The organism is Janthinobacterium sp. TPC_1 (genome assembly GCF_056037845.1).
Genome location: NZ_CP195157.1, coordinates 3,263,039 through 3,288,295 on the forward strand (window position 1 = coordinate 3,263,039; position 25,257 = coordinate 3,288,295).

General features: G+C 64.3%; 22 protein-coding genes, 1 other RNA gene, 2 pseudogenes and 1 riboswitch. Of the genes and pseudogenes, 20 read left to right on the forward strand and 5 right to left on the reverse strand.

Translation table 11 applies throughout. From position 1 onward, the window contains the following. Nucleotides 1-7 precede the first annotated feature (7 nt). On the reverse strand, nt 8-697 hold the full coding sequence (gene tolQ / locus ACQVLG_RS15995) for a protein TolQ (RefSeq protein WP_034759183.1): 690 nt from the start codon (nt 695-697) through the stop codon (nt 8-10). A 47-nt stretch (nt 698-744) separates the two neighbouring features. Further along, nucleotides 745-1,145 (reverse strand): annotated as a pseudogene (gene ybgC, locus ACQVLG_RS16000) (tol-pal system-associated acyl-CoA thioesterase). A gap of 315 nt (nt 1,146-1,460) precedes the next feature. Beyond that, nucleotides 1,461-1,584: riboswitch (ZMP/ZTP riboswitch) on the forward strand. A gap of 111 nt (nt 1,585-1,695) precedes the next feature. Between ybgC and glyA the strand changes: the two are divergent. The 11 genes and pseudogenes from glyA to ACQVLG_RS16055 all read left to right on the forward strand — a co-directional run bounded on the left by glyA (nt 1,696) and on the right by ACQVLG_RS16055 (nt 14,215). Next, nucleotides 1,696-2,943, forward strand: a complete 1,248-nt coding sequence (gene glyA, locus ACQVLG_RS16005; RefSeq protein ID WP_230542409.1) for a serine hydroxymethyltransferase — start codon at nt 1,696-1,698, stop codon at nt 2,941-2,943. A 146-nt stretch (nt 2,944-3,089) separates the two neighbouring features. Beyond that, on the forward strand, nt 3,090-3,554 hold the full coding sequence (gene nrdR / locus ACQVLG_RS16010) for a transcriptional regulator NrdR (RefSeq protein WP_086146069.1): 465 nt from the start codon (nt 3,090-3,092) through the stop codon (nt 3,552-3,554). A 222-nt stretch (nt 3,555-3,776) separates the two neighbouring features. Further along, on the forward strand, nt 3,777-4,367 hold the full coding sequence (gene pilV / locus ACQVLG_RS16015) for a type IV pilus modification protein PilV (RefSeq protein WP_474290115.1): 591 nt from the start codon (nt 3,777-3,779) through the stop codon (nt 4,365-4,367). After that, on the forward strand, nt 4,364-5,338 hold the full coding sequence (locus tag ACQVLG_RS16020; RefSeq protein ID WP_474290116.1) for a PilW family protein: 975 nt from the start codon (nt 4,364-4,366) through the stop codon (nt 5,336-5,338). The genes pilV and ACQVLG_RS16020 overlap by 4 nt, the downstream gene beginning before the upstream one ends. A 12-nt stretch (nt 5,339-5,350) precedes the next feature. Beyond that, nucleotides 5,351-6,019 (forward strand): pilus assembly PilX family protein, encoded by a 669-nt coding sequence (locus ACQVLG_RS16025; RefSeq protein ID WP_474290117.1) that lies wholly within the window; start codon nt 5,351-5,353, stop codon nt 6,017-6,019. Beyond that, nucleotides 6,016-9,876: a pilus assembly protein gene (locus ACQVLG_RS16030; protein WP_474290118.1), complete on the forward strand. Its 3,861-nt coding sequence runs from the start codon at nt 6,016-6,018 to the stop codon at nt 9,874-9,876. The genes ACQVLG_RS16025 and ACQVLG_RS16030 overlap by 4 nt, the downstream gene beginning before the upstream one ends. A gap of 87 nt (nt 9,877-9,963) precedes the next feature. Beyond that, a complete protein-coding gene (locus tag ACQVLG_RS16035) occupies nt 9,964-10,467 on the forward strand; it encodes a type IV pilin protein (RefSeq protein ID WP_474290120.1) in 504 nt (167 codons plus the stop codon). A gap of 47 nt (nt 10,468-10,514) precedes the next feature. Beyond that, nucleotides 10,515-11,120 carry a GspH/FimT family protein gene (locus ACQVLG_RS16040; protein ID WP_474290121.1) on the forward strand — a complete coding sequence of 202 codons (606 nt, stop codon included), beginning with the start codon at nt 10,515-10,517 and terminating at the stop codon, nt 11,118-11,120. A gap of 66 nt (nt 11,121-11,186) precedes the next feature. Beyond that, nucleotides 11,187-12,260, forward strand: a pseudogene (gene ribD, locus ACQVLG_RS16045) (bifunctional diaminohydroxyphosphoribosylaminopyrimidine deaminase/5-amino-6-(5-phosphoribosylamino)uracil reductase RibD). Nucleotides 12,261-12,289: 29 nt separating this feature from the next. Beyond that, a complete protein-coding gene (locus ACQVLG_RS16050) occupies nt 12,290-12,925 on the forward strand; it encodes a riboflavin synthase (protein WP_070219574.1) in 636 nt (211 codons plus the stop codon). A 99-nt stretch (nt 12,926-13,024) separates the two neighbouring features. Continuing rightward, nucleotides 13,025-14,215, forward strand: a complete 1,191-nt coding sequence (locus ACQVLG_RS16055; RefSeq protein ID WP_474290122.1) for a hypothetical protein — start codon at nt 13,025-13,027, stop codon at nt 14,213-14,215. On the opposite strand, the gene ACQVLG_RS16060 is transcribed toward ACQVLG_RS16055, so the two are convergent. After that, nucleotides 14,212-14,637, reverse strand: coding sequence for an OsmC family protein (locus ACQVLG_RS16060; RefSeq protein ID WP_474290123.1), 426 nt, complete (start codon nt 14,635-14,637; stop codon nt 14,212-14,214). The two genes, ACQVLG_RS16055 and ACQVLG_RS16060, sit on opposite strands and share 4 nt — an antisense overlap. A gap of 297 nt (nt 14,638-14,934) precedes the next feature. Here ACQVLG_RS16060 and ribBA point away from each other — a divergent pair, with 297 nt between their 5' ends. From ribBA to nusB, 3 genes are all read left to right on the forward strand, one after another. Continuing rightward, the gene (ribBA, locus tag ACQVLG_RS16065) at nt 14,935-16,056 is read left to right on the forward strand and encodes a bifunctional 3,4-dihydroxy-2-butanone-4-phosphate synthase/GTP cyclohydrolase II (protein WP_474290124.1); all 1,122 of its coding nucleotides are present in this window, start codon (nt 14,935-14,937) and stop codon (nt 16,054-16,056) included. A 59-nt stretch (nt 16,057-16,115) separates the two neighbouring features. Further along, nucleotides 16,116-16,598 (forward strand): 6,7-dimethyl-8-ribityllumazine synthase, encoded by a 483-nt coding sequence (ribH, locus tag ACQVLG_RS16070; RefSeq protein WP_034759563.1) that lies wholly within the window; start codon nt 16,116-16,118, stop codon nt 16,596-16,598. Nucleotides 16,599-16,786: 188 nt separating this feature from the next. After that, nucleotides 16,787-17,257, forward strand: a complete 471-nt coding sequence (gene nusB / locus ACQVLG_RS16075) for a transcription antitermination factor NusB (RefSeq protein WP_474290125.1) — start codon at nt 16,787-16,789, stop codon at nt 17,255-17,257. 121 nt (nt 17,258-17,378) lie between these two features. Here the strand turns inward: nusB and ACQVLG_RS16080 are convergent, their stop codons facing one another. Continuing rightward, the gene (locus ACQVLG_RS16080) at nt 17,379-18,296 is read right to left on the reverse strand and encodes a lytic transglycosylase domain-containing protein (RefSeq protein ID WP_172404761.1); all 918 of its coding nucleotides are present in this window, start codon (nt 18,294-18,296) and stop codon (nt 17,379-17,381) included. Between the two features lie 482 nt (nt 18,297-18,778). On the opposite strand from ACQVLG_RS16080, the gene ubiD reads away from it, so the two are divergent. Both ubiD and ffs read left to right on the forward strand, forming a co-directional pair. Next, nucleotides 18,779-20,263, forward strand: coding sequence for a 4-hydroxy-3-polyprenylbenzoate decarboxylase (gene ubiD, locus ACQVLG_RS16085; RefSeq protein ID WP_071650179.1), 1,485 nt, complete (start codon nt 18,779-18,781; stop codon nt 20,261-20,263). A 123-nt stretch (nt 20,264-20,386) separates the two neighbouring features. Further along, nucleotides 20,387-20,485: signal recognition particle sRNA small type (ffs, locus tag ACQVLG_RS16090), an RNA gene on the forward strand. Nucleotides 20,486-20,514: 29 nt separating this feature from the next. On the opposite strand, the gene ACQVLG_RS16095 is transcribed toward ffs, so the two are convergent. Beyond that, on the reverse strand, nt 20,515-20,793 hold the full coding sequence (locus ACQVLG_RS16095; protein WP_474295880.1) for a hypothetical protein: 279 nt from the start codon (nt 20,791-20,793) through the stop codon (nt 20,515-20,517). On the opposite strand from ACQVLG_RS16095, the gene dnaX reads away from it, so the two are divergent. Genes dnaX through ACQVLG_RS16115 form a run of 4 tightly spaced genes read left to right on the forward strand, consistent with a single transcriptional unit; the run spans nt 20,725 to nt 25,248 of the window. Beyond that, the gene (gene dnaX, locus ACQVLG_RS16100; RefSeq protein WP_474290127.1) at nt 20,725-23,022 is read left to right on the forward strand and encodes a DNA polymerase III subunit gamma/tau; all 2,298 of its coding nucleotides are present in this window, start codon (nt 20,725-20,727) and stop codon (nt 23,020-23,022) included. The genes ACQVLG_RS16095 and dnaX overlap by 69 nt on opposite strands. A 40-nt stretch (nt 23,023-23,062) precedes the next feature. Continuing rightward, nucleotides 23,063-23,389 (forward strand): YbaB/EbfC family nucleoid-associated protein, encoded by a 327-nt coding sequence (locus ACQVLG_RS16105; RefSeq protein ID WP_034759121.1) that lies wholly within the window; start codon nt 23,063-23,065, stop codon nt 23,387-23,389. Nucleotides 23,390-23,436: 47 nt separating this feature from the next. Next, nucleotides 23,437-24,027, forward strand: coding sequence for a recombination mediator RecR (recR, locus tag ACQVLG_RS16110; protein ID WP_076570564.1), 591 nt, complete (start codon nt 23,437-23,439; stop codon nt 24,025-24,027). Nucleotides 24,028-24,030: 3 nt separating this feature from the next. Further along, the gene (locus ACQVLG_RS16115; protein ID WP_474290129.1) at nt 24,031-25,248 is read left to right on the forward strand and encodes a CaiB/BaiF CoA transferase family protein; all 1,218 of its coding nucleotides are present in this window, start codon (nt 24,031-24,033) and stop codon (nt 25,246-25,248) included. Nucleotides 25,249-25,257: the final 9 nt, after the last annotated feature.

A 25,257-nucleotide genomic window follows, 5' to 3' on the forward strand; every position in this document is an offset into this window, starting at 1 on the left:
CTCCCTCTTAGCGCGACTGGCGCTGCAAGATGTTGGAGAATTCCTCGACGAAGCTCTCGAAGCGGATCGCCAGGCGGTCGATGTCGTGCGAAAAACGGTTGTAGGCGACAACGGCGGGAATCGCGGCGAACAGGCCGATGGCCGTGGCGATGAGCGCTTCGGCAATGCCGGGCGCGACGGCGGCCAGGGTCGCTTGCTGCACGTTGGCCAGGCCGCGGAAGGCGTTCATGATGCCCCACACGGTGCCGAGCAGGCCGATGTAAGGCGAGACGGAGCCGACGGAAGCGAGGAAGGCCAGGTGCGATTCGAGCACGTCCATTTCACGCTGGAAGGCGGCGCGCATGGCGCGGCGGGCGCCGTCGAGCACGGCGCCGACGTCCAGCGCTTCGCGCGAACCGTACGATGCCTTGCCCTTGATGAATTCGCCCATGCCGGCGTCGAAGATGCGGGCCAGCGCGCCGCTCTGGTCGCGGTTGCCGCTGGCGTTCTGGTGCAGCGCATGCAGGTTGCCGCCGGCCCAGAAGCTGCGTTCGAATTCGATGGTTTGCTTGCGCGCCTGGCGCACGGCAAACATCTTGCGGAAAATGTAGGTCCAGCTGGTCAGGGAAATCAGCAGCAGCAGGGCCATGATCAGTTGCACGATCAAATGGGCATTGGAGATGAGCGCGAGGAAAGAAAGATCTTGTGTAACGTTCATTGGCTGGCAGTCTGTTGGGTGAATTGTCCGGGGGTGGCGGGTAGGGCTCAGGCGGCGCGCATGCGGGCCGCGACGGCGTCGGGCACGGCGCGCGGGCGCAATGCCGAATCGACGCAGCCGACCTTGACGCGCGCCGTGTTGAGCAGGCGGTCGCCGCACCAGGCTTGTTGCAGGAAAACGATGGAGGCACGCCCCATTTTCTCTATGCTTAAGGTTAATCTTACCGTGTCATCGAGCCTGGCTGGCGCATGATAGTCGGCGTTGACGCTTTTGACAACGAACATCGCGTCGTGCTGTTCCAGCAATTCCTGCTGGCCCACGTCGATGGCGCGCAGCCATTCGGTGCGCGCGCGTTCGAAGAATTTAGGTAGTTAGCGTAATAGACGATGCCGCCGGCGTCGGTGTCTTCATAGTAGACACGTACGTTCCAGGTAAAGACTGAAGGCATGTTTATTGCGCCAGTAGTGAGATTGAGCAACATTTTACGCGATTTTTCTTCTTGTGACTGTGGGCGCTTGCTGGAAAGCCATGCAAAAGCGGCATATAAGTTGCACCGCAGCATTGTAAATCTGGGGTAGGCAATGGCAAGCCTCGTAACATACGCTTACAAGCCGCCGCCAGGTTTAAGCCCGGCTTAAGCGCCGCGCTCACGTCGCTGGGCGGCCTGTGGCCTCGCCCGGGCTGCGGTGGCGCGCGGCGATTATAGCCGCACCGTTGCATTCCTTGCTCAATTTGGGCACTTAACTTACAATTTGACTTCCATTACGTCTCACGTGACTGGCGAAAAGTCGGCGATCTCCAAGAATGGCGATCGGCAAACCGGCGAAAGGTGGGCATCCACCGGGAAACGTGAGATTTTTCATCAGCCGTTCGCCTGGGTAGCCACTATGGAAAAGCACGAAGAGGCTGCCTGTCCAATGTTGTTATTCACTTAACGCCGGCTCCCCTCATTCGATCCAACCTGCCAGTACAAGCACCCTCATACTTGGAGTTTTTACATGTTTGCAAAAGATCACAACCTCGCCAACGTCGACCCTGAATTGTTCGCCGTCATTCAAAAAGAAAACGTGCGCCAGCACGATCACATCGAGTTGATCGCGTCGGAAAACTACACGTCGCCAGCCGTAATGGAAGCGCAAGGCTCGCAGCTGACGAATAAATATGCCGAAGGCTATCCAGGCAAGCGCTACTACGGCGGCTGCGAATACGTCGACGTGGCCGAGCAACTGGCCATCGACCGCGTCAAGCAGCTGTTCGGCGCCGAATGCGCGAACGTGCAGCCGAACTCGGGCTCGCAGGCGAACCAGGGCGTGTTCTTCGCCATGTTGAAGCCAGGCGACCTGATCATGGGTATGTCGCTGGCCGAAGGCGGCCACCTGACCCACGGCATGCCGCTGAACATGTCCGGCAAGTGGTTTGACGTCGTTTCCTACGGTTTGACGGCGGAAGAAGACATCGACTACGAGGCGATGGAACGCCTGGCCCGCGAACGCAAGCCGAAGCTGATCATCGCCGGCGCCTCGGCATTCTCGAAAAAGATCGACTTCGAGCGTTTCGGCAAGATCGCCAAGGAAGTGGGTGCCTACTTCATGGTCGACATGGCCCACTACGCGGGCCTGATCGCCGCCGGCCTGTACCCGAACCCGGTGCCGTTCGCCGACTTCGTCACCTCGACCACGCACAAATCCTTGCGCGGCCCGCGCGGCGGCATCATCCTGATGAAGGCCGAACACGAAAAAGCCATCAACTCGGCCATTTTCCCCGGCATCCAGGGCGGCCCGCTGATGCACGTGATCGCCGGCAAGGCCGTCGCCTTCAAGGAAGCGCTGAGCCCTGAATTCGTCGAATACCAGAAGCAAGTGATCAAGAACGCCGACGTGCTGGCGAAGACCCTGATCAAGCGCGGCCTGCGCATTGTTTCCGGCGGCACCGAATCGCACGTCATGCTGGTCGACCTGCGCGCCAAGAACCTGACGGGCAAGGAAGCCGAAGCCATCCTCGGTTCCGCGCACATCACCTGCAACAAGAACGGCATCCCGAACGACCCGCAAAAACCTTTCGTCACCTCGGGCATCCGCCTGGGCAGCCCGGCGATGACGACGCGCGGTTTCAAGGAAGCGCAAGCGGAAGAAGTGGGCAACCTGATCGCCGACGTGCTGGACAACCCGCATGACGCCGCCACCATCGAGCGCGTGAAAGCGGCAGTGAAAGTGCTGGCCGACGCGCACCCGGTGTACGCAGCATAATTATTTGTCCAGAATGTGTCATACGGAGTAAGATTCTGTATGACACATTCCTTCGTGCCCCAGGGCGCCCGGAGTGATTCGGGCGCCCTTTGTACAAGGGCGGCGATTTCCCGTAATTATTACTACTATAAAGTTGTAGCCAGCCCATGAAATGTCCATTTTGCCAGCACGGCGATACCCAGGTTCTCGATACGCGCGTATCGGAGGAAGGGGATGCCATTCGGCGCCGCCGCCGCTGCGGCAAATGCGACAAGCGGTTTACGACATACGAACGCATTGAACTTATCATGCCGGCCGTCGTCAAAAAGAATGGCAGCCGGACGGAGTTCGCTGCGGATAAGTTGCGCGGCAGTTTGATGCTGGCCTTGCGTAAGCGTCCCGTCGCGGCCGCCTCTGTGGATACGGCCATCGCGTCCATCCAGGAAAAACTGCTGACCAGCGGCTTGCGTGAAGTCGATTCCGGCTATATCGGCGAACTCGTCATGCAGGAACTCAAGCGTCTGGACAAGATCGCCTACATCCGCTTCGCCTCCGTCTACAAGAATTTCGAAGACCTGGCCGAGTTCCAGGATGCGATCGCCGAAGTGGGACAGGCACGCGGCAAGCCCTGATACTTGCTTTGCCGATAGCGGGGCCGCTCATGCGCCCCGTTTTCGCCCCCCGTTTTCACCACGCCAGCGCTCGCCTGGCAAGCGGTCTGATCAATCCCAACGCGGTTCTTCTCCCCTTATCGCTGCGCTGTTTGCGCTAGCGCAGATCCCGATTTTTGTGCGCGCCTATCGTGTAGCTGGGCCGCCTGTTCTTGCGACTCTTTCTGCGGAAGGGAGCAAGGCATGCGCAATGGCGGTCGCGATAAGTTTCTGGCGGATGGCAGCAGCCTCGTCGAGGTGCTGGTGTCGCTGCTGCTGTTGACGCTGGGCTTGCTCGGTGCCAGCATCTTGCAATTGAACTCCCTGCGCGCGCGCCATGAATCGGCGCTGTTGTCGGCGGGCGCGCAACTGGCCGCCGGCATGGCCGAACGCATGCGCGCGAATAGCGTGCTCATGAATGGCCCCGATACGGGCAATCCCTATCTGAAGGTGGAATACGCGGCGGCGGACGGCGCCGACGCGGGCGGCGGTGCGCCCGACTGTTTCGGCGCTGCCGCCTGCGGCGCGGTCGAACTGGCGCAATTCGATATCGCCGAATGGAAGCAGGTGCTGCAATCGGCCTTGCCCGGCGCGCGCCTGCGCATCTGCCGCGACCTTGCCGCATGGGACGCCGCCGCCCAGGGCTTGCACTGGGCGTGCAGCGGCGGCAAGGGCGCGCCCATCGTCATCAAGCTGGGCTGGCGCACCCGCCTGTCCGATGGCCAGCCCGCCGTGGATGCGGCCGGCGAGCCGCTGCCCAGGCTTGCATTCCAGCTTGGCGGAGGCGGCGCATGAACGGCACGCACGCCATTCGCCGGCATTGCGGCATGAGCCTGGTCGAGCTGCTGGTGGCCCTGTCGCTGGGTGCGCTGCTGATGCTGGCCGCCAGTAGCGTGCTGCTGGCCACCAGCGGCAGTTATGGCGACCAGTCCGCCAGTGCGCGCCTGGACGACAATGGCCGCTATGCGCTCGACACCATCGCCCGCGCCGTGCGCCAGACGGCGTATGTGAATTGGGATAGCAGCGCCGCGCCCGTCGCCCATGCCGATCACGACAGCGCGAATGTTGCCGGGCTCGACGCGCGCAGCCTGGGCAAGAACAGCGAAGGCATCAGCGGCGCCTTGCCCGGTGCCCTGCATGGCAGCGACGTGCTGGCCCTGCGCTATTACGGCGCTGGCAAGGACGAGGGCGGCGATGGTTCCGTGCTCAATTGCGCCGGCTTCGGCGTGGGTGCCGCCCAAACGGAGGCGCAGCGGGGCTGGAGCATTTTCTATGTAGCGCAGGGCGCCGATGGCGAAGGCGAACTGCGCTGCAAATACCGTGGCGCGAACGGCTGGGGCGCGGACGCCGTCATCCGCGGCGTCGATGGTTTCCAGGTGCTGTATGGCCTCGACACGGATGCGCCGCCGGACGGCGTGGCGAACCGCTATGTCAACGCCAGCGCGCTCGACGCCTACGATGCGGCGCTGGTGCTGGCGGGTGCGGATGCGGCCGCGCGCCAGCGCGATTTGCGGCGGCGCACGCACTGGAAGCGCGTGGCCTGCGTGCGCGTGGCGCTGTTGCTGCATGGCGAGGCGGGCCAGGCGGACAAGATGGCGGAACTGGGGCCGGCGCAGTTCGACCTGTTCGGCAAGGCGTATGCCGAGGCGCACGGCGCCGATGACACGGGCGTGCGCATCGCGCGCGCGTCCTTGCCTGCCGCGACGCGTTCCCGGCTGCGGCAACTGGTGCAGACGAGCATCATGCTGCGCAACGGGCCGGCGTAGGCGGACGGCGCGATGGCTGGCGCGGGCGTTACCTGTTGCTTGCCTCCCTGCTTGCCTTGTTGTTCACCTCGTGCGCGCCACGGTGGCGCCACCCTTGTGTATGTGCTGGGCCTGCTGGTGATTATCTTGCTGCTGGGCATATCGGCGGCGCAGATGGCCTTGCAGGGCGAAAAGGCGGCACGCGGCGAGCGCGACCGGCAGATCGCGTTTCAGGCGGCGGAGGAGGCATTGGTGGATGCGCAGAACGATATCGAAGGCTTGCCCGGCGCACCGGGCCGTAGCAGCCTGTTCGCGCCAGGCAGCGCGGCCGGGTTCGCGGACGGCTGCGGCGAGGGTGGCGCGCTGGGCCTGTGCCTGCCCGCAGCGCCAGATGCGCCGGCGCTCTGGCTGAGTACGGACCTCGATGGTGCCGAAGGGAGCAGCCGCGCGGTTTCATATGGCCAGTTTACGGGCGCCGTCATGCAGACGGGGCAGGGTTTCCTGCCGTCGCGCCTGCCCCGCTACCTGATCGAACTGCTGCCGTTCCACCCGCCCGGCGCGCAGGCGGCGGCAGTGGCTGGCTGCCTGGCCACGGAAAGCTATGTGTACCGCATCACGGCCATCGGTTTTGGCGCGCAGGACAGCACGCAAGTCGTGCTGCAAAGTTATTACCGCAAGCAGGCGGCGGGAGCGGGACCATGAGGATTTGCTCATCCGCTTTAAGGGCCGCCTGGCTGCTGCTGATCGGCCTGTTTTGCCTGGCTTGCGGCGCCGCCCTTGCGGCCGCACCTCCCGTGACGCTGGCACGGGCCGACGCGGGCTTGCACGGCGCCAGAGTGCCGCCGAACCTGCTGCTCAACCTGTCCCTCACGCATGCGGCGACCGCTGCCGCGCACGGCGGCGATTATGCGCCGCAGCGCGAGTACCTCGGTTACTTTCATGCGCGCATGTGCTACAGCTATCCGTACCGCAGCAAGGATGGCGTCATGCTGCCGGACCTGCGCGTAGCGACCGCTTACTTCTCCGTGCTGAAGCCTGCCGATGCGCTGCACGGTTGCGGCGGCGATAGTTTTAGCGGCAACTTTCTGAACTGGGCCAGCGCCAGCATGCTCGACATCGTCCGCTACGCGCTGACGGGCGGCGACCGCGTCATCGACGAGGTGCGCAAGACGGTGCTGCAGCGTGCCTGGCTGCCCGATGCCGGCAGCCCCATCGACTTCTATGCCCACCCTGTCTTTTTCCCGCGCAAAGTCTTGCAGACCGGCGTGTCGGCGGCGACGCCGTTTGCGCTGGCGCAACTGGCCATCGTTTCCTGCCGCAACCGCCTGCTGTTCGGCGACGCCAGCGCGCCCCCGGGCGGCAGTTGCGACGCGCCCGGCTTTGCTGTCACGCACGGCATGTTCCTCGCGCGCGTGCGCGTCTGCGATGCCGATGAAGGGCCGCTGCGCGACGACTTGTGCCTCGCGTATGGCAAGAACTACAAGCCGGTGGGCGCCGTGCAGCGCCATGGCGGCAGGGTGCGCGTGGGCGTGTTTGGCCACTTGAACGGCGTGTCCGCCAGCGCCGGCCCCGTGTATGGCGGCGTGCTGCGCGCGCCGCTGGCCCACGTGGGCAGGCTGCGCTGGACGGCGCCCGATTTTTTGCCGCAAGACAATGCCGGCGCCGAGTGGAATCCCGCCACTGGCGTCTATATGTCTGAAGCTGCGGGACCTGGCGGCGGGGTGACCGCTTACATCAATGGCCTGGGCCGCGGCAATGCCGGGCATCCGGGCGCGTATGCGGGCGCGGCGCCGCTGGCCGAATTGCTGTACGAATCGCTGCGCTACCTGCAGGGGCGGCAAGCGAGCGCCGTAGTGCCTCCTGCCACGGCTCCGCCTGCCATCGATGGCGGCTTGCCGGTCGTGACCCCATGGAGCGACCCGCAAACGGCCAGTTGCCAGCGCCATATTGTCGTCAGCCTCGGCGATGCGGGTATGGCGCTCGACCGCTACGTGCCCGGCAATGTTCCTGTGACTCCCGTGTCAAGCGGCGACCGCGCCCGCGCGCCGGATGGTTTTGCGCCACCGCCGTTCGATGCAATGGCCTGGACGCATGCGGTGGGCAGCCTGGAAAGCGGCGGCGCGCAGGGCAATCCCGCGCCACGGCCCGAACTGGCGGCGCTGGAATTGCTGGCCGACGGGACGGGCGGCGCCAGCTACCATGCGGCGGGCCTGGCCTACTGGTCGCATATGCAGGCCCTGCGTCCTGGCGGCAAGAACGACGGCCTTGCCAAGGTCGAGCACTATGCGGGCGACTTGCGCCAGGGCGACCCGGCCGCTACGCCCGCTGCTACGCCTTTATTGTTGGCGGCCAAATATGGCGGCTTTCTCGATGCCAATGGCGACGCCAACCCATTCAAGGGCGCAACGGGCAGCGCGTTCGATGAATGGAGCCTCGATGGCCGCTGGCCCGCCCATTACCTGCCCGGCAGCGATCCGGCCGCCCTGATCGCGGGACTGCGCGCAGCCTTTGCGGCCGCCGACAAGGGCAGCTTGCCGGCGGCGCTGGCAGGGCCGGCCCTGATGGCGCTGGCCAGCGGCACGGAAGAGGCGTACTGGTTCCAGACGCAACTGCGCCTGGCCGATGGCAGCATGACCTTGTCGCGCACCGCGTTTGCCGTGGGCGCCGATGGCGCACTGCTTCCCGGCAAGCCAAGGTGGCGCGCGGGCGGGTTGGACAAGATGGCGCCGGAGGGAACGCCAGCGGCCTTGCGTCCCGTCTACACGCTCGACGCCAAGGGCGCCCTGATGCCGCTGGCCTGGACGCGGCTCGACGCGGAACAGCGCGGCGCGTTCGATGGCGGCGACGGCCGGGGCGAGGCGAGGCTGGCATATCTGCTGGGCCAGCGCGCGCACGAGGCGGGCCAGCCGGGCGGCTTCCTGCGGCGCAGGTCTGGCAGCCTGGGCGCGGCGCCATACGGCAATCTCGTGTACGTGGGCGCGCCGGGGCTGGGCATGCCGGGGGCGGGATATGGCTTGCACCGCCAGGCGCTGCTGCAGCGCCGGAAAATGCTGTATGTAGGCGCCAACGACGGCTTGCTGCACGCCTTCGATGCGCGCACGGGCAGCGAATTGTTTGCCTATCTGCCGCAGGCGCTGCTGCACGTTGCGGCAGCCGCTGCGAGTACTCACTACAGCCCCGGCCCGCTGCTCGATGGCGCGGCGGCCACGGCGGAAGTGCTGGTGGCGGGGCACTGGAAGACGGTGCTGGTGTCGGGCATGGGCGGCGGGGCGCAAGGCGTGTTTGCGCTCGACATCACGGACCCGGCGCGCTTCGCGCAAGACGGTGCGCTGTGGGAATTTACGGACCGCGACGACAGGCTGATGGGCAATGTGCGCGCGCCGCCCGCCTTTGCCCGCATCAATATGGGCGCCAAGGAGGGGGCGCCGGCCTACCGCGATTTCGCCATCGTTGCCAGCGGCTACAACAATTATGTAAACGACGGCAAGGACACGACGGCGCCCGCATCGGCCGCCGCCATCTTCCTGCTGGCGCTGGACAAGGCGCCCGGCACGCCCTGGATGTTGGGAAGTAATTACTTCCGCCTCAAGGTGCCCGTGGCCGGCGGCAGCGGTGGTGGCGATGGCGGCCATGACGCTGATGCGGGCACGGATTCCATGCCCCAGGCGCTGGGCCCGCCCGCCGTGGTGCCGGGCGGCGACGGCGCGCTCGCGTATATGTATGCGGGCGATTTGCAGGGCAATATCTGGCGCCTCGACCTGGCTGGCGGGCCGCCGTGGAAGGATGGCCAGGGGCGCAAGCTCGTCTTTGTTGCGCGCGATGCGCAGGGCCGGCGCCAGCCCGTGACGCAGCATCTGAACGTGGCGTACGCGCCCGGTGGCGGCTATCTGCTGTTGTTCGGCACGGGCAAGCTGGCCGAGGCGGGCGATACCTGGCCTTCCGCCTTTCTGTCGCAGTCGTTTTACGCCGTGCACGACGATGTACGGGAAACATCTCCCACGCGCAGCCGGGCCGACCTGGAGCAGCGCAGCCTGGGCGAGGCGGCGGGCGGCGTGCGCGTCGACGGCGCCGAGCTGCGCTATACGGGCAGCGACGCCATGCGCGGTTGGTACCTCGATTTTCTCAGTACGGCGCAGACGGGCGAACGCGGCATCAGCAGCCCCGTATTGGCCGCCGGCAAGGTACTGTTCAATACCGTCCTGCCGGGGCGCGACGCTTGCGCCAGGCCGGCCACGCGCCTGTACGTGCTCGATGTGCTGAGCGGCTTTGCCGCCGATGGCGCCGGTGTCGTGCAGGCGGGCGAGCAGACGGGGCGCTTGTTCGATGGTCTGGCGCGCGCGCCGCCGCTGGCGCTGGAATTGAGCAGCACGGTGGGCGCCGCGACGGCGGCAGGGCGGGCCGACGGGCGCAAGGAACTGGCCGTGCTGCAGCCGGGCTTGCCAGGTGCGGCCAGCGGGGCAGTGCTCAAGGTCGTCAGCGCGCCGCTGCCGGCCCGGCGCCTCAGCTGGCGCGAAGTGGCGAACTGGCGCGAATTGCATGAGGCGGCCAAGAAAAAATAGGCGTGGGCATGGCTGCGTGTCGCAAGTGACAAGCGTGCCGGCCTGCGCATCGTATCGGCTGGCGCTTGTTGGAAAGGGGGAAATAGCATGGGGACGTTGGCAAGGCAGAACTGGTTCGCCGCAAACGGTGGCGTTCCTGCTGCCAATCAGCCGGGCTTCAGCCTGATCGAACTGCTGGCCGCGCTGGCAATCACGAGCCTGCTGCTGGCGCTGGCCGTGCCCGCTTATCACGGCCATGTCGTGCGGGCCAAGCGGGTGCAGGGGCAGGCGGCCCTGCTGCGGCTGATGCAGCAGCAAGAACGCTATTATTCGCAAAACAATCATTATCTGGCCTTTTCCTCCGCCTCGCCGGCACCGCAGGCGCAAGCATTTCCATGGTGGTCCGGCGACGGAGGCGCGGCCGGCAGCGCGTATGAAATCGAGGCGCTGGCCTGTCCCGGCCTGGCAATCGGGCAATGCGTGCTGTTGCGGGCCATGCCGGGCACGTCCAAGGTCGATGCGCAGTTCCAGGATGCCGATTGCGGCGTGCTGTCCTTGAACAGCACGGGCCAGCGCGGCAGCAGCGGTCCCGCCAGCCATTGCTGGCCCTAGACCATGGTTACGCTGACGCGCGCACGAGGCAGGGGGGCTTCACTTTCATGCCGCCTTTCGCCTTCCTGCGGCCGGCCCTGGTTTGCCCGTTCGCGCAGCAGCCATGTCGGGCGGGGCATACCATGCTCGAATTGCTGGCCGTGCTGGCGATTGCCGCGCTGCTGGCGGCCGCGGCCTTGCCCAGCTTGCAGCATGTGCTGGCGCGCCAGCAGGTGCGCGCGGCGGCCAGGGACTTGTTTTCGGCCATCGAATTGACGCGGGCGCAGGCGATGGCGCGGGGCCGGCGCGTGCTGCTGATGCCGGCAGGGTCCGGTGGCACGGACTGGAGCGCGGGTTGGCTGGTGTTTATTGACAGCAATGCCAACCTGGCGTTCGACGGTGGCGACGAATTGCTGTTCCGCCAGGACCCGCTGCCGGCGGGCATCACGGTCCAGTTCGTGTTTTCCTCGGCCACGGTGCCGTTTTATATCGCCTACAATGCTGCAGGACGCAGTTGCAGCGCGACCAATAGCCTGGCGGCGCGCTGGGGCACCTTGTCCCTGACTTTGGGAAAGCAGGTGCGCCATATTAAAATCAATATGCTGGGCAGGGTGCGCGTGTGCGACCCGCAGCAGCAAGCGGTCAATTGCAGCGGCGTGGCCGACAGTTCCTGACACGATTGACCAATGACTCACCTTCAAGCAAAGAAGCCCGTGGAAATACTCAACGATATCGATGGCATGCGCCTGGCGCTGGAATGGGCGGCGCGCGGTTTATACACGACCTCGCCCAATCCCCGCATCGGCTGCGTGATCGTCCGCGATGGCCAGGTGATCGGCGCCGGCGTGACGCAGGCGGCCGGGCAGGATCATGCCGAAGTGCAAGCGCTGGCGAATGCGGCGGCGCGCGGCAACGACGTGCGTGGCGCCACCGCGTATGTCACTTTGGAACCGTGCAACCACCATGGCCGCACGCCGCCCTGTTCCGATGCGCTCGTGCGCGCGGGGCTGGGACGCGTCGTGGCCGCCATGACGGATCCGAATCCGCTGGTGGCGGGGCAGGGACTGGCCAAGCTGGAAGCGGCTGGCATTGCCGTCACTACGGGCGTGCTGGCGGATGAGGCATATGAAATGAATATCGGCTTCTTTTCGCGCATGCAGCGCGGCAAGCCGTGGGTGCGCATGAAAACGGCGGCCAGCCTGGACGGCATGACGGCCTTGCACAACGGACAAAGCCAGTGGATCACGGGGCCGCAGGCGCGCGCCGACGGCCATGCGTGCGCGCGCGCGCGCCTGCGCCATCCTGACGGGCATCGGCACGGTCAAGGCGGACGACCCGCAACTGAACGTGCGCGCCGTCGAGACGCCGCGCCAGCCGCGCCGCATCGTCGTCGACAGCCGGCTCGACATCAGCCTCGACGCGCGCATCTTGCAGGGCGGCGGCACGTGGATCGTGGCGGCCGTGGCCAACCCGGAGAAACAGGCGCAACTGCAGGCGCTCGGCGCGGAAGTCATCCTGTTGCCGAACGCGGCCGGCAAGGTCGACCTGGCCGCGCTGATGCTGGAACTGGGACGCCGGCAAATTAATGAAGTCCACGTCGAGGCCGGCACCAGGCTGAAGGCTCGCTGATCCGCGAAGGCTGCGTCGACGAGCTGCTGGTCTACCTGGCACCCACCTTGCTGGGCGACGCGCAAGGCATGTTTGCCTTGCCCGCATTGACGGATATCAAACAGCAGCGCACCTTGCAATTTCACCAGGTTCAGCAAGTGGGCGAAGATTTGCGTATCCTTGCAAGATTCGCGCAACGAAATTAACATTTTTACATTTTTATAGGGTTAGCTCCATGTTTACAGGAATTGTTGCCGCCATTGGCAAGATTGAAACCGTGCAAGCACTCGAAGGCGGCCTCGACGCAGGCGTGCGCCTGACCATCCACGCGGGCGGCTTGCCGCTGGCCGACGTGGCCCTGGGCGATTCGATCGCCATCAATGGCGCCTGCATGACGGTGGTGGAAAAGTCGGACACGGGCTTTGCCGTCGATGTCTCGCGCGAAAGCCTCAATTGCACCGTGGGCCTCGATACGACGACGGAAGTGAACCTGGAAAAAGCCCTGACCCTGGCCGAGCGCCTGGGCGGCCACCTGGTGTCCGGCCACGTCGACGGCCTGGGCATCGTGCGCAAGTTCGAAGCCGTGGGCGAATCGTGGGAACTGGTCATCGAAGCGCCGCACGAACTGGCGAAATACCTGGCCTTCAAGGGTTCCGTCGTCGTCAATGGCGTATCGCTGACCGTCAACCGTGTGGAAGACCTGGGCGCGGGCGCCGTCAACGGCTGCCGCTTCTCGATCAATTTGATTCCCCACACCATCGCCATGACGACCCTGAAACATTTGACGGTCGATGGCAAGGTCAACCTGGAAATCGATTTGATCGCCCGCTATGTCGAGCGGATGTTGTCGCTGGACAAGGCTGCCGCTTAACGCTACAGCGTAAGGCAACACACCTGCCGCCTTGGCAAGCGTGTGTTGCTTTTCTTTCAGACGCGCATACTATGAAGCTTTCCGCAGTGGAGGCCAGTCATGGACCCGATTTCGCGCGCAACCGTGCCCAATACCATCCCGGCCACGCCCCGCGTGGGCGCGGCAACGCTAGCGCCGCTGGCGCCGGCGACGCCCGTGCCGCCTTCCAGCGCGGCTGCAGCCCTTGCCATTCAGTCATCGACCCAGGTCGACCTCTCTCCGCTGGGCCAGTTCCTGTCCGGCGTGGCCTTGTCGCGCCGGCAATTGCTGGCCTTGCAGGGTGTCACGGAGGAGGCCAGGGCGGCAAATACTCCCGTGAATGTCAATGAGGACTTGCTGGCGCTGGCGCGGCAGCTGACGGAATCGTTTGCCCAGCTGCAGACGAGCGGCATCGACGCCAGCCAGCTGGCGACGGTCGGCGACACGCCGGGCAGCCTGGCGCAGCGCTACGATTTACTGTCGGGCGATGGCACGACGGATGCGGCGGCTGCGCTGGCGCAGGACGGCAGCCTGCTCACGCAAGCACAGCTGGCCCGCATCGGCATCGATTTGCGCAATGAAGATGTCGATGCGACCACGTTGCAGGCCGCGTATGCGGCCGACAGCCATGCCACCCTGGACGCCTTGCAACAGGGAACGGACGTGCTGGCGCAGGTGGGCGCCGTGCTGGCCCGGCAGCAGGGCGCGCCGCTGGCGGCCAATGTCGAAGCGGATTTGACGGGCGCAGCGCTGCAGGCCGCGCAGCCGCAGGCCGTCGACGAGGCGCCGCCGCAGACGGCCGCGATTGCACAGCGACAACTGGAATTGCAGCAGCAACTGGAAGCGGAAGAGCTGAACCTGGATTTGCAGGCGCAGCGGGCAGACAGCCAGCGCGTGGATGCCCTGCGCATCGACAGCGAGCGCATGAATGCCGAGCAGCTGGCGCAGCAGGAGGACGCCGCGCGGGCGGCCCAGGCGCAGGTGCGCGCGGGGCAGGGGCAAGCCGATGCGGGCCTGGCGACGGCGCAAGCCCCGCTGGCGCAGGAAAATACGCAGGCGCAGCAGCTGGCTGCGCAAGCCGCGGGCATGGCCGTGCCGCCACCCTCGTCGCAAGACCCGTCCGTGGCGGCGGCCATCGCCGCGTATAACCTGAACAATGCAGCCCTGAATCCCGGCTTGATGCACCGGCCATTGCCGGCCAGCGACTCGCGCTTGCCGCTGGTGGCGCCGGTGGCCCCCGTGGAACCCGTCAAGCCCGTGGATAAAATCTAGGGCAGCAGGGTAGCATTCAGGGTAATGTTGGCTTTAAGCAACTTCGACACGGGGCAGCCGGCCTTGGCCTTGCCCGTCAATTCTTCGAACTTCGCCTGGTCGGCGCCCGGTATCTTCGCTTTCAGGATCAGGTGGACGGCCGTGATGGCAAAGCCGTCGTCCACTTTATCGAGCGTGACTTCGGCCGTCGTTTCCATCTTTTCCGCCGTCAGGCCTGCTTCGCCGAGGATCAGCGACAGGGCCATGGTGAAGCAGCCCGCGTGGGCTGCGCCGATCAATTCTTCGGGATTGGTGCCGGGTTTGCCTTCGAAGCGGCTGGCAAAGCCGTACGGGTATTCCTGCAAGGCGCCGCTGCGCGTGCTGATGGCGCCCTTGCCGTCCTTGATGCCGCCTGACCAGATGGCCGATCCATGGGTTTTCATGTTGCCGCTCCTGTGTGGGGTGTCGCTGCGAGTGGAGTGTCAGCGCCGTGGCGGTGACTGGCTGATCTTATGCTCTTTGCAAGGCTGGCGGCGCGCGTCTTGCCGCCGCCGTGTGCGCCGGATCGGGGAATCGGCGCTTTGCGGGGCAGGCTGCGGCGCCCATGCCGCAAAGCTGTCTTATTTCAGGTCTGCAAGCGCTAAATCCTTTAAAATAGCAGGTTATAAGAAAATTCCCGGAAATTCGCGGAATGTTCGCACGCGATGTTTCAGTTTTTAGCCTTACTAAGAGGATCAAAGATGTCTATATCCAGCACCGAAGAGATCGTCGCTGAATTACGCGCCGGCCGCATGGTGATACTGGTCGATGAAGAAGACCGGGAAAATGAAGGCGATCTGGTGCTTGCCGCCGATTTCGTGACGCCTGAAGCCATCAATTTCATGATCACGCATGCGCGTGGCCTGGTCTGCCTGACCCTGACGGAAGAGCGTTGCGACGAGCTGAACCTGTCGATGATGACGTCGCGCAACGGCACGGCCTATGGCACCAACTTCACCGTGTCCATCGAAGCGGCCGAAGGCGTGACGACGGGCATTTCCGCCGCCGACCGCGCCAAGACCATCCAGGTAGCGGTTGCCAAGGGCACGCAGCCCAGCGATATCGTCCAGCCTGGCCATATCTTCCCGCTGAAAGCGCAAAAGGGCGGCGTGCTGATGCGCGCAGGCCATACGGAAGCCGGTTGCGACCTGACGGCCATGGCCGGCTTGACGCCCGCGTCCGTGATTTGCGAAATCATGAAGGATGACGGCACCATGGCGCGCCTGCCGGACTTGCTGGTGTTTGCCGAGCAACATGGCCTGAAAATCGGCACGATTGCCGACCTGATCCATTACCGCAGCCAGACGGAATCCCTGGTCGAGCGCGTTGCCGAGCGCACCCTGCACACGGCGCATGGCGAATTCCGTTTGATCGCCTTCCGCGACAAGCCCAGCGCGTCGGCCCACCTGGCCCTCGTGCATGGCGATTTGGCACCCGGCCTGGAAGCGCTGGTGCGCGTGCACCAGCCCGTTTCCCTGCTGGACGTGCTGGAAAGTGAAGCGACCACCCACTCGTGGACGGTGGCCGCCTCGATGGCCGCCATCAAGCAGTCCGAGCGGGGCGTGATGGTCTTGCTGAACTGCGGCGAGACGTCGGGCGAGCTGTTTGCCCAGTTCGCCGCGCTCGATACGCCGCAAGCCAAGCCGAAAGGCCGCGCCGCCAGCATGGACTTGCGCAGCTATGGCATCGGCGCGCAAATCCTGCGCGACCTGGGCGTGAGCAAGATGCAATTGCTGGCCAGCCCCCGCAAGATGCCGTCGATGGTCGGTTTTGACCTGGAAGTCACCGGTTTTCAGTGCCATCCAGGCCAGACGTCGATGTAAGAGTAAACGATGGCGACATGTGCATGTCGCCCTGAACCACCAGATTAAAGAGGCATATGATGACCGTAGGAGCATACGAAACCAATTTTGCCGGCGAAGGTTTGCGCGTCGGTATCGTCCAGGCACGATTCAATGAAATCGTCGGTGGTGGCTTGCTGTCGGCATGCCTGGAAGAGTTGAGCAAGCTGGGCGTGGCCGATGAAGATATCCTGCACGTGACCGTGCCGGGCGCCCTGGAAATCCCGCTGATTCTGCAAAAAATGGCAGAAACCGAGCAATTCGACGCCCTGATCGCACTGGGCGCCGTGATTCGCGGTGAAACCTACCACTTCGAGCTGGTATCGAACGAATCGGGCGCGGGCATCACGCGCGTCGGTCTCGATTACGGCATCCCCATCGCCAACGCAGTGTTGACGACGGAAAACGACGAGCAGGCGGAAGTGCGCATGCTGGTCAAGGGAGCGGAAGCGGCACGCGTGGCAGTGGAAATGGCTAATCTGGCGCAAGCGCTGGAAGAGTTGCAAGACACCGACGAAGACTAAGCGCGTGTGATAAGAATGCCATGGCTGCGTTGCAAGGCCTCGCCGTACTTTCGTACTGTCTTCGGCCTCGCGCCTTGCCCTGACATCCTTCTCACGCACGCTTGAATTGCGGCTGCGCTGCCTAAAAGCGCGCCGCAGTGTCTCGCCGGAATTTGTAGTGAACACGTACTTAAGAACAGGTAACAATCATGACTGAGAAAAATTTGCTCGCCAACCCCAGCAAAAACCGCACGCCGCGTCACCGCGCGCGCGAGTTTGCGCTGCAGGGCTTGTACCAGTGGCTGCTGAACAATGAAGACGCGACTACCGTCGTGAACAATATTCGCGCGGCCCACGGCTTCGACAAGGCCGATGGCGATCATTTTACGGTGCTGCTGTACGGCGCCATCAAGGATTCGCTGGCGCTGCGCGACAGCATGGCACCTTTGATTGATCGCAATATCGCGGAATTGTCGCCCATCGAAAACGGCATCCTGCTGATCGGCGCGTTCGAGCTGAAGAACAACATGGAAATCCCGTACCGCGTCGTCATCAACGAAGCGGTCGAGCTGGCCAAGTCGTTTGGCGGTATCGACGGCCACAAGTATGTGAACGGCGTGCTCGACAAGCTGGCAGTGAAATTCCGCGAGGAAGAAGTGGGCGCCAACAAGCGCAAGTAATATATAGCGTAGTTCCTGCGGCTGCTGCCGCAGGGTAACAAAAAAGCCACCGGCACTTGCGTGCGGTGGCTTTTTCTTTGGGTGCTGCTTTTTGGATGCCCCTGTGAGGGCTTTTAAAGGGTCACAGGCCGGCGATCTCGTTGTGCGGCAGCACTTTGATGGTGATGCCGCTTTCCGCTGCAGGCGCCTTGGCTGGCGCTGGCGTGTTCGATGCCATCACCGGCGTCGTGGTCGGCACGCGCTGGCCGGCCGACACTTGCTTCAGGCGGCGGTATTCGGCCAGCACGCGCGAGCCGTAGCCCGAGTCGGTGGCGAAGTTGGCGGCGCCCACATAGGTTTTCAAGCCCGCTTCGACGGAACCGCCGCGCGTGACGTAGTCTTTCAGGATCAGGGAGCCGACGCGGATGTTGGCGACGGGATTCAGCGCTGCTTGCACGCCGCCCATTTCCTGGAAGCGCTCATGGTGCACTTTCGACATGACTTGCATCAAGCCTTGCGCGCCGACGGGGCTTTCCGCGAACGGGTTCAAGCCCGATTCGATGGCCATCACGGCCAGGATCAGCAGCGGGTCCAGCTTGATTTCACGGGCCGTCAGGTAAGCCGTCGAGACGAGCATATTGGTGGCGTCGTTGGCCACGCGGTAGCGCTTGGAGAGCCAGTTGGTGACCCATTGCTGCTGCTTTTGCGTGCCCAGCAAGGCTTTTTCTTCCTTGGTCAGCGGTGCGTCGCTGGCGGCGGCCGTTTGCACGGAAGCAGGCGCTTCCATCAGTGCCGACAGGGCCGGCGCTTCGACGGCTTGCGCCTCTGCCATTGGCAGCGGGAACAGGCTGTGCGTCAGTTGCTTGCCCAGGTCCGGGCGGAACATCAGCAGGGCGATCAGTGCCAGGGCGGAAATGCCGAAGACTGTCAGTGTGTGTTGTGCCGTGGTCAAAACGCCACGCGCCGAAATGGCTTGTGCGCGGGCGCGCAAACGCGCCAACGCTGGCTGCCCAGCCACGGTTGAAGCAGGCAAGGCTGCTTCAGTGCTACGATGAGTCATAGAGTTCCCCGAAATGTCGCGTCAACAGGCAGCCCCTCCGCGGTGTCGCGGTGTTGTGGGTACTGCCAATGCCGTGCATCAGAAATATCATCGTTTCCGCCGCGTATGGATGCGTGCGAGAAACGCCGTCATTGCTTGCTTGAGCTGATCGGTCCCGTTTTTGGTATTGGATCAGTCGCAATACAACTTTTACCGGGGGTAAGGCAGACGCCTTTTGAAAACACTCCTTAAAATGTCATGTGGAGCCCCGACTCCGTGAATGAAAGAGAAACGCTAAAATCAAGCTCTGGGCCGGCGTGCTCTTTCAAGTTGGGCGAATTGTAGAAGCCGTTTTATATCAAGTCAATACTAACGAATCGATTCTTTATTACTTTTATGTCTTACTTTTTGTCTTGCATTGTGCCAAAAGCCAATAAAATCAATTACTTGGCATAGATCCTTCAGCAACGGCGTCCGACGTCAAAAAAAAAAATTAAAAACACATGAAATATTCAGATTTGCGAGATTTTATTTCTCAACTGCAACAAATGGGTGAACTTAAGCCCATTTCGACCCCCATTTCACCGATTTTGGAGATGACGGAAGTCTGCGACCGCACCTTGCGCGCGGGCGGACCGGCCTTGCTGTTCAATAATCCGACGGGATACGACATGCCGGTGCTGGGCAATCTGTTCGGTACCACGCGCCGCGTGGCGCTGGGCATGGGCGCGGAAGACGTCAGCGAGTTGCGCAAGATCGGCCATGTGCTGGCGCGCCTGAAGGAGCCGGAACCGCCGAAGGATTTCAAGGATCTGCTGGGCCTGGGTTCCCTGGTGAAATCCGTGTGGGACATGTCGCCGAAAGAGTTGCGCGGCGCCAAATGCCAGGAAATCGTCTGGGAGGGTAATGACGTCGACCTGGCGCGCTTGCCCATCCAGCATTGCTGGCCCGGCGACGTCGCTCCCCTGATCACCTGGGGCCTGGTGATCACCAAGGGGCCGAACAAGAAGCGGCAAAACCTCGGCATTTACCGCCAGCAAGTGCTGGGGCGTAATAAAGTCATCATGCGCTGGCTGGCGCACCGGGGCGGGGCGCTGGACTTCCGCGAGCATGCCATTCAAAGCAAGGGCAAGCCGTATCCGATCGCCGTCGCGCTGGGCGCCGATCCCGCTACTATATTAGGGGCCGTCACGCCGGTGCCGGACAGCTTGTCCGAATACCAGTTCGCCGGCTTGCTGCGCGGCAGCCGCACGGAGCTGGTGAAAGCCATCGGCAGCGAGCTGCGCGTGCCCGCTTCCGCCGAAATCGTGCTCGAAGGCCATATCTACCCCGATGAAAACCATCCGAGCGGCTACGAGCACGCGCTGGAAGGGCCGTATGGCGACCACACGGGCTACTATAATGAGCAGGACAGTTTCCCCGTGTTCACCATCGACCGCATCACCATGCGCCGCGACCCGATCTACCACTCCACGTACACGGGCAAACCGCCGGACGAGCCGGCCGTGCTGGGCCTGGCCCTGAATGAAGTGTTCGTGCCCCTGCTGCAAAAGCAGTTCAGCGAAATCACTGACTTCTATCTGCCGCCCGAAGGCTGCAGCTACCGCATGGCCGTGGTGCAGATCAAGAAACAGTACGCGGGCCACGCCAAGCGCGTGATGTTCGGCGTGTGGAGCTTTTTGCGCCAGTTCATGTATACCAAGTTCATCGTGGTGGTCGACGAAGACGTGAATATCCGCGACTGGAAAGAGGTGATCTGGGCCATCACGACGCGGGTCGACCCCATCCGCGACACGACCCTGGTCGACAACACGCCCATCGATTATCTGGACTTCGCCTCGCCCGTCAGCGGCCTGGGCAGCAAGATGGGCATCGACGCGACGAATAAATGGCCGGGCGAAACGACGCGCGAGTGGGGCACGACGATTGCCATGACGCCGGAAGTGAAGGCCAAGGTGGATGGGATCTGGCAGGAGCTGGGTTTGTAAGGCCAACCCAAGAGCAGATGCCGGGGTCGTACCCTGAGGGTACGACCCCAGATTTCGCCGTTGGGGTACTCTGGTTTTTGCGTGACTTCCCCAATCTTGCGCAGACCGGTTATAATTGTCCCCGGCGGGCCCCTGCGCATCGTGGCATGGCTAACCTGGTCAGGTCGGGAACGAAGCAGCCACGGCTATTAACCATGAGTGCCGCAGATCAGGCTCGCCTCCTTCGGGAATGTTTTAATCTGGATCAACAATCAAGCTGCCATGGGCAGCTTTTTTGCTTTTACGGCCCCGTTTTCCTGCGACGCCGCAGCATTGCCGGGCTTGCCGTGTTTTCCATATTTCCAGCTGGCCATGTTATACAATTGCTGCTTTGCCGCGTTTGCCAGGTTTGCCTGGCCCGGCCATGAGGCTTGCGCCCGCCGCGCAGGATCACCCGCAAAATCGCATGGTAAAATCTCAGCATGTCCTATCAAGTCCTCGCCCGTAAATACCGCCCCAAGAATTTCGAGACGCTCGTCGGCCAGGAGCACGTCGTGCGCGCGCTCACGCATGCCTTGCACAGCGGCCGATTGCATCACGCCTACCTGTTCACGGGCACGCGCGGCGTCGGCAAGACGACCCTGTCGCGCATCCTGGCCAAGTCGCTCAATTGCATCGGCCCCGATGGTACGGGCGGCATCACGGCCCAGCCTTGCGGCGTCTGCGAAGCGTGCACGGCGATCGATGCGGGACGCTTTGTCGACTATATAGAGATGGATGCGGCATCGAACCGCGGCGTCGATGAAATGGCGCAGCTGCTGGAGCAGGCCGTCTACGCGCCCAGCAATGCGCGCTTCAAGGTCTATATGATCGACGAGGTGCACATGCTGACGAACCACGCGTTCAATTCCATGCTGAAAACCCTGGAAGAGCCGCCCGAGCACGTCAAGTTCATCCTGGCCACGACGGACCCGCAAAAGATTCCCGTGACCGTGCTGTCGCGCTGCCTGCAGTTCAACCTCAAGCAGATGCCGCCCGGCCACATCATCAGCCACCTGGACAATATCCTGGGACAGGAAGGCATCGCCTTCGAACAGCCGGCCTTGCGCCTGCTGGCCCAGGGCGCCCATGGTTCCATGCGCGACGCGCTGTCGCTGACGGACCAGGCCATCGCCTACGCGGCCGGCGAAGTCACGCTCGACGCCGTGCAAGGCATGCTGGGCGCGCTCGACCAGTCGTACCTCGTGCGCCTGCTCGACGCGCTGGCGCAGCAGGATGGCGCGGACTTGCTGGCCGTGGCCGACGAAATGGCCTCGCGCAGCCTGTCGTATAACGGCGCCCTGCAGGATCTGGGCACCTTGCTGCACCGTATTGCGCTGGCGCAAACCGTGCCGGCCGCCTTGCCGCAGGATTTGCCCGAATACGCGGACATCGTGCGTCTGGCCGCCGCGTTCGACGCGGAAGAAGTGCAGCTGTTTTACCAGATCGCCGTGCATGGCCGCAATGAACTGGGCCTGGCGCCCGACGAGTACGCGGGCTTTACCATGACCTTGCTGCGCATGCTGGCCTTTCGGCCCGGCATAGGCGGCGCCGAAGGCGTGCCGGCTGCGGCACCGGCGGCTGCCCCTGGCAACCGTCCCGCCGCCGTCGCCGCCGCGCGCGCCGCCGCTGGCGCTTCCGCACCGGCCGCCCGCGCCGCCACGAACAGCGTGGCCAGCCATGCCGCCGTGACGCCGCCCGCCGTGGTGGCCGCCGCTGCCGCCAGCATGGCCCGCAGCGAAGCGCCGCCGCCACGCGCGGCTGCACCAGCACCGGCACCTGTCCCAGCCCCGGCACCGGCAGCGCCGCCGCCTGCGGCTGCCCCGGCAGCCTCGGGCGCGCCGATCAGTTCCGCGCGCGCCGCCATCAATGCGGCGCTGGAAGCGGCCCGCGCCGCCTCGAAAGGCCGTCCGGGCAGCGCGCCGTCGGCGCCATCGTCGGCGCCCAAGCCGGCCGCACCGGCACCGGCACCGGCTGCCGCTGTTGCCGCGCCCGCCCAGGCCGCGCCCGCTCCGGCAGCGCCCGTCCAGGCTGCACCGCCGCCGGCCGCCGCGCAAGCGCCGGCGCCGTGGGACGATGCGCCACCCGTGGCCGTCATGGAAGCGCCGGCACCGGTGCAGCCGGCGCGCCAGGCGCCGCCACAGCAGGCGCCCGCCGACGACGACTTGCCGCCCTGGGTCACCGAATTTTCCGACGACAGCGCCTCGGCCGCCGTGTCGGCGCCCGCCGCGCAGAGCAGCGAGCAGCCGGCCGTCGTCATGCCGCAACGTGCCGCCAAGCAAGCCGCGCCCAGCGGGCCGTACGTGATTACGCCCGTGCCGGGCCTGGACTGGGACGGCAACTGGCCGGCCGTCGCCGCCGTGCTGCCCCTGCGCGGCATAGCCCAGCAGCTGGCCGTGCAAGCCGAGCTGATCGAATGCCTGCACGACGGCCACAGCACCACGTTCCGCCTGCGCGTGCCGATCGATACGTGGCGCAGTCCGGCCAACGTGGAAAAACTGGCGGCCGTGCTGAGCGAGCGTTTCGGCCGCAAGGTGAATGTCGACACGGAACTGGGCGCCGTCTGGTACACGGCCAGCGCGGAAGCGCAGGCCCACCGCGAGGCGTGCCAGCTTGCCGCGGAAGAAACCATCGCCAGCGATCCCTTCGTGCTCGACATGAAGCGTGTATTCGACGCCTTTGTCGTGCCGGGAACGATTACCCCTGCACCGGCCGGCTCCGCCGCGCCGACCCTGCATTGATGATTAACACACTCACAAACTGAATTAACGGAGCATTCTTATGATGAAAAATCAACTGGCTGGCCTGATGAAGCAGGCGCAAGCAATGCAAGACAACATGAAAAAGGCCCAGGAACAACTGGCGCTGGTGGAAGTGGAAGGCCAGTCCGGCGCCGGCCTGGTGAAAATCGTCATGACGTGCAAGAACGACGTCAAGCGCGTCTCCATCGACCCGTCGCTGCTGGCCGACGACAAGGACATGCTGGAAGACCTGGTGGCCGCTGCCTTCAACGACGCCGTGCGCAAGGCGGAAGCGACATCCGCGGAAAAAATGGCAGGCTTGACCGGCGGCATGAACTTGCCAGCCGGCTTCAAAATGCCATTCTGATGCAACACCGCATGCGCTCGATCTGTGGCACTGGGCAGGGTTGATCCATGTCAAAGTCGCTTGAATTCTTGACCGAGGCGCTGCGGCGCCTGCCCGGCGTCGGCCCCAAGTCGGCGCAGCGGATGGCGTTTCATTTGTTGCAGCACGATAGGGAAGGCGCGGCCATGCTGTCGCGCGCCCTGTTCCAGGCCGTCGATGCCGTGCATCACTGCGGCCTGTGCAATACCTTTACCGAACATGAAGTGTGCGAGACCTGTCTCGACGAAGAGCGCGACAAGCGCTTGCTGTGCGTGGTGGAAACACCCGCCGACCAGCTGATGATCGAGCAGACGCTCACCTACAAGGGCCTGTATTTCGTCCTCATGGGACGGCTCTCTCCGCTGGACGGCATCGGCCCGAAAGATATCCACCTCGAAAAATTGCTGAACCGCGCCAACGATGGCGTGGTCAATGAAGTGGTGCTGGCCACCAATTTCACGAATGAAGGCGAAGCGACGGCCCATTACATCAGCGAAATGCTGAAGGCGCGGGGCTTGCGCGTGAGCCGCCTGGCCCGCGGCGTGCCCGTGGGCGGCGAACTGGAATACGTCGACGCGGGCACGATTGCCCGCGCGATGCTCGACCGCAGGGCAACCTAAATCATGCAAGAAAAAACGTCGGCTGGTCCTTTGACGGGCATCAAAGTCCTGGAACTGGGCACCCTGATCGCGGGGCCGTTCTGCGCCCGCATGCTGGCCGAATTCGGCGCCGACGTGATCAAGATCGAGTCGCCCGATGGCGGCGACCCGATCCGTACCTGGCGCGTGCTGAAGGACGGCACCTCCTTGTGGTGGTCGGTGCAGGCGCGCAACAAGAAAAGTCTGACCTTGAACCTGAAAACGCCCGAGGGCCGGGCGATTGCGCGCCAGCTGGCCCTGGAAGCGGACATCATCATCGAGAACTACCGCCCCGGCGTGCTGGAAAAGTGGGACCTCGGCTATGAGCAGCTGAAAAAGGAAAAACCGTCGCTGATCATGGTGCGCCTGTCCGGCTTTGGCCAGACGGGGCCGATGAAGGACTTGCCCGGCTTCGGCGCCATCGGCGAGTCGATGGGCGGCTTGCGCTATGTGTCCGGCTTTGCCGACCGCCCGCCCGTGCGCGTCGGCGTGTCGATAGGCGACTCGGTGGCGGCCCTGCACGGCGTGATCGGCGCCATGATGGCCCTGCGCCACCGCGACGCGACGGGCGGCCGGGACGGCGGGCAAGGGCAGATGGTCGACGTGGCCCTGTATGAATCCGTGTTCAACCTGATGGAGTCCCTGGTGCCCGAATACGACCAGGCGGGCGTGGTGCGCGAGCGCACGGGCGGCTCGCTGCCCGGCATCGTGCCCTCGAATACCTATACGACGGGCGACGGCGAAAACATCGTCATTGCCGGCAATGGCGACGCCATCTTCAAGCGCTTGATGCTGGCCATGGGCCGCATTGACATGGCGGGCGACCCGCAGCTGGCGCGCAATGACGGCCGGGTGGCGCGCACGCAGGAAATCGACGACGCCATCGGCGCCTGGTGCGCCACGCACACGATCGACAGCGCGCTGGCCGTCTTGACGGCGGCAGACGTCCCCGCCGGAAAGATTTACTCCGTGCGCGACATGATGAGCGATCCGCAGTTTCTCGCCCGCAACATGTTCGAACAGCACCATTTCGCCGACGGCACGCCCGTCAAATTGCCCGCCATCAGCCCGAAACTGTCGGCCACGCCGGGCAAGACACAGTGGCTGGGGCCGGCCCTGGGCCAGCACAACGACGAAGTGCTGGCATCGCTCGGCTATGATGCGGCCGCCATCGCGCGGCTCAAGACCGATGGCGTGGTGTAAGCCATGCTC

Bases quoted from the DNA above. Each gene is read 5' to 3' on its own strand.
- tolQ (WP_034759183.1), bottom strand. From the start codon at position 697: ATGAACGTTACACAAGATCTTTCTTTCCTCGCGCTCATCTCCAATGCC.
- glyA (WP_230542409.1), top strand. From the start codon at position 1,696: ATGTTTGCAAAAGATCACAACCTCGCCAACGTCGACCCTGAATTGTTC.
- nrdR (WP_086146069.1), top strand. From the start codon at position 3,090: ATGAAATGTCCATTTTGCCAGCACGGCGATACCCAGGTTCTCGATACG.
- pilV (WP_474290115.1), top strand. From the start codon at position 3,777: ATGCGCAATGGCGGTCGCGATAAGTTTCTGGCGGATGGCAGCAGCCTC.
- ACQVLG_RS16020 (WP_474290116.1), top strand. From the start codon at position 4,364: ATGAACGGCACGCACGCCATTCGCCGGCATTGCGGCATGAGCCTGGTC.
- ACQVLG_RS16025 (WP_474290117.1), top strand. From the start codon at position 5,351: ATGGCTGGCGCGGGCGTTACCTGTTGCTTGCCTCCCTGCTTGCCTTGT.
- ACQVLG_RS16030 (WP_474290118.1), top strand. From the start codon at position 6,016: ATGAGGATTTGCTCATCCGCTTTAAGGGCCGCCTGGCTGCTGCTGATC.
- ACQVLG_RS16035 (WP_474290120.1), top strand. From the start codon at position 9,964: ATGGGGACGTTGGCAAGGCAGAACTGGTTCGCCGCAAACGGTGGCGTT.
- ACQVLG_RS16040 (WP_474290121.1), top strand. From the start codon at position 10,515: ATGCCGCCTTTCGCCTTCCTGCGGCCGGCCCTGGTTTGCCCGTTCGCG.
- ACQVLG_RS16050 (WP_070219574.1), top strand. From the start codon at position 12,290: ATGTTTACAGGAATTGTTGCCGCCATTGGCAAGATTGAAACCGTGCAA.
- ACQVLG_RS16055 (WP_474290122.1), top strand. From the start codon at position 13,025: ATGGACCCGATTTCGCGCGCAACCGTGCCCAATACCATCCCGGCCACG.
- ACQVLG_RS16060 (WP_474290123.1), bottom strand. From the start codon at position 14,637: ATGAAAACCCATGGATCGGCCATCTGGTCAGGCGGCATCAAGGACGGC.
- ribBA (WP_474290124.1), top strand. From the start codon at position 14,935: ATGTCTATATCCAGCACCGAAGAGATCGTCGCTGAATTACGCGCCGGC.
- ribH (WP_034759563.1), top strand. From the start codon at position 16,116: ATGACCGTAGGAGCATACGAAACCAATTTTGCCGGCGAAGGTTTGCGC.
- nusB (WP_474290125.1), top strand. From the start codon at position 16,787: ATGACTGAGAAAAATTTGCTCGCCAACCCCAGCAAAAACCGCACGCCG.
- ACQVLG_RS16080 (WP_172404761.1), bottom strand. From the start codon at position 18,296: ATGACTCATCGTAGCACTGAAGCAGCCTTGCCTGCTTCAACCGTGGCT.
- ubiD (WP_071650179.1), top strand. From the start codon at position 18,779: ATGAAATATTCAGATTTGCGAGATTTTATTTCTCAACTGCAACAAATG.
- dnaX (WP_474290127.1), top strand. From the start codon at position 20,725: ATGTCCTATCAAGTCCTCGCCCGTAAATACCGCCCCAAGAATTTCGAG.
- ACQVLG_RS16105 (WP_034759121.1), top strand. From the start codon at position 23,063: ATGATGAAAAATCAACTGGCTGGCCTGATGAAGCAGGCGCAAGCAATG.
- recR (WP_076570564.1), top strand. From the start codon at position 23,437: ATGTCAAAGTCGCTTGAATTCTTGACCGAGGCGCTGCGGCGCCTGCCC.
- ACQVLG_RS16115 (WP_474290129.1), top strand. From the start codon at position 24,031: ATGCAAGAAAAAACGTCGGCTGGTCCTTTGACGGGCATCAAAGTCCTG.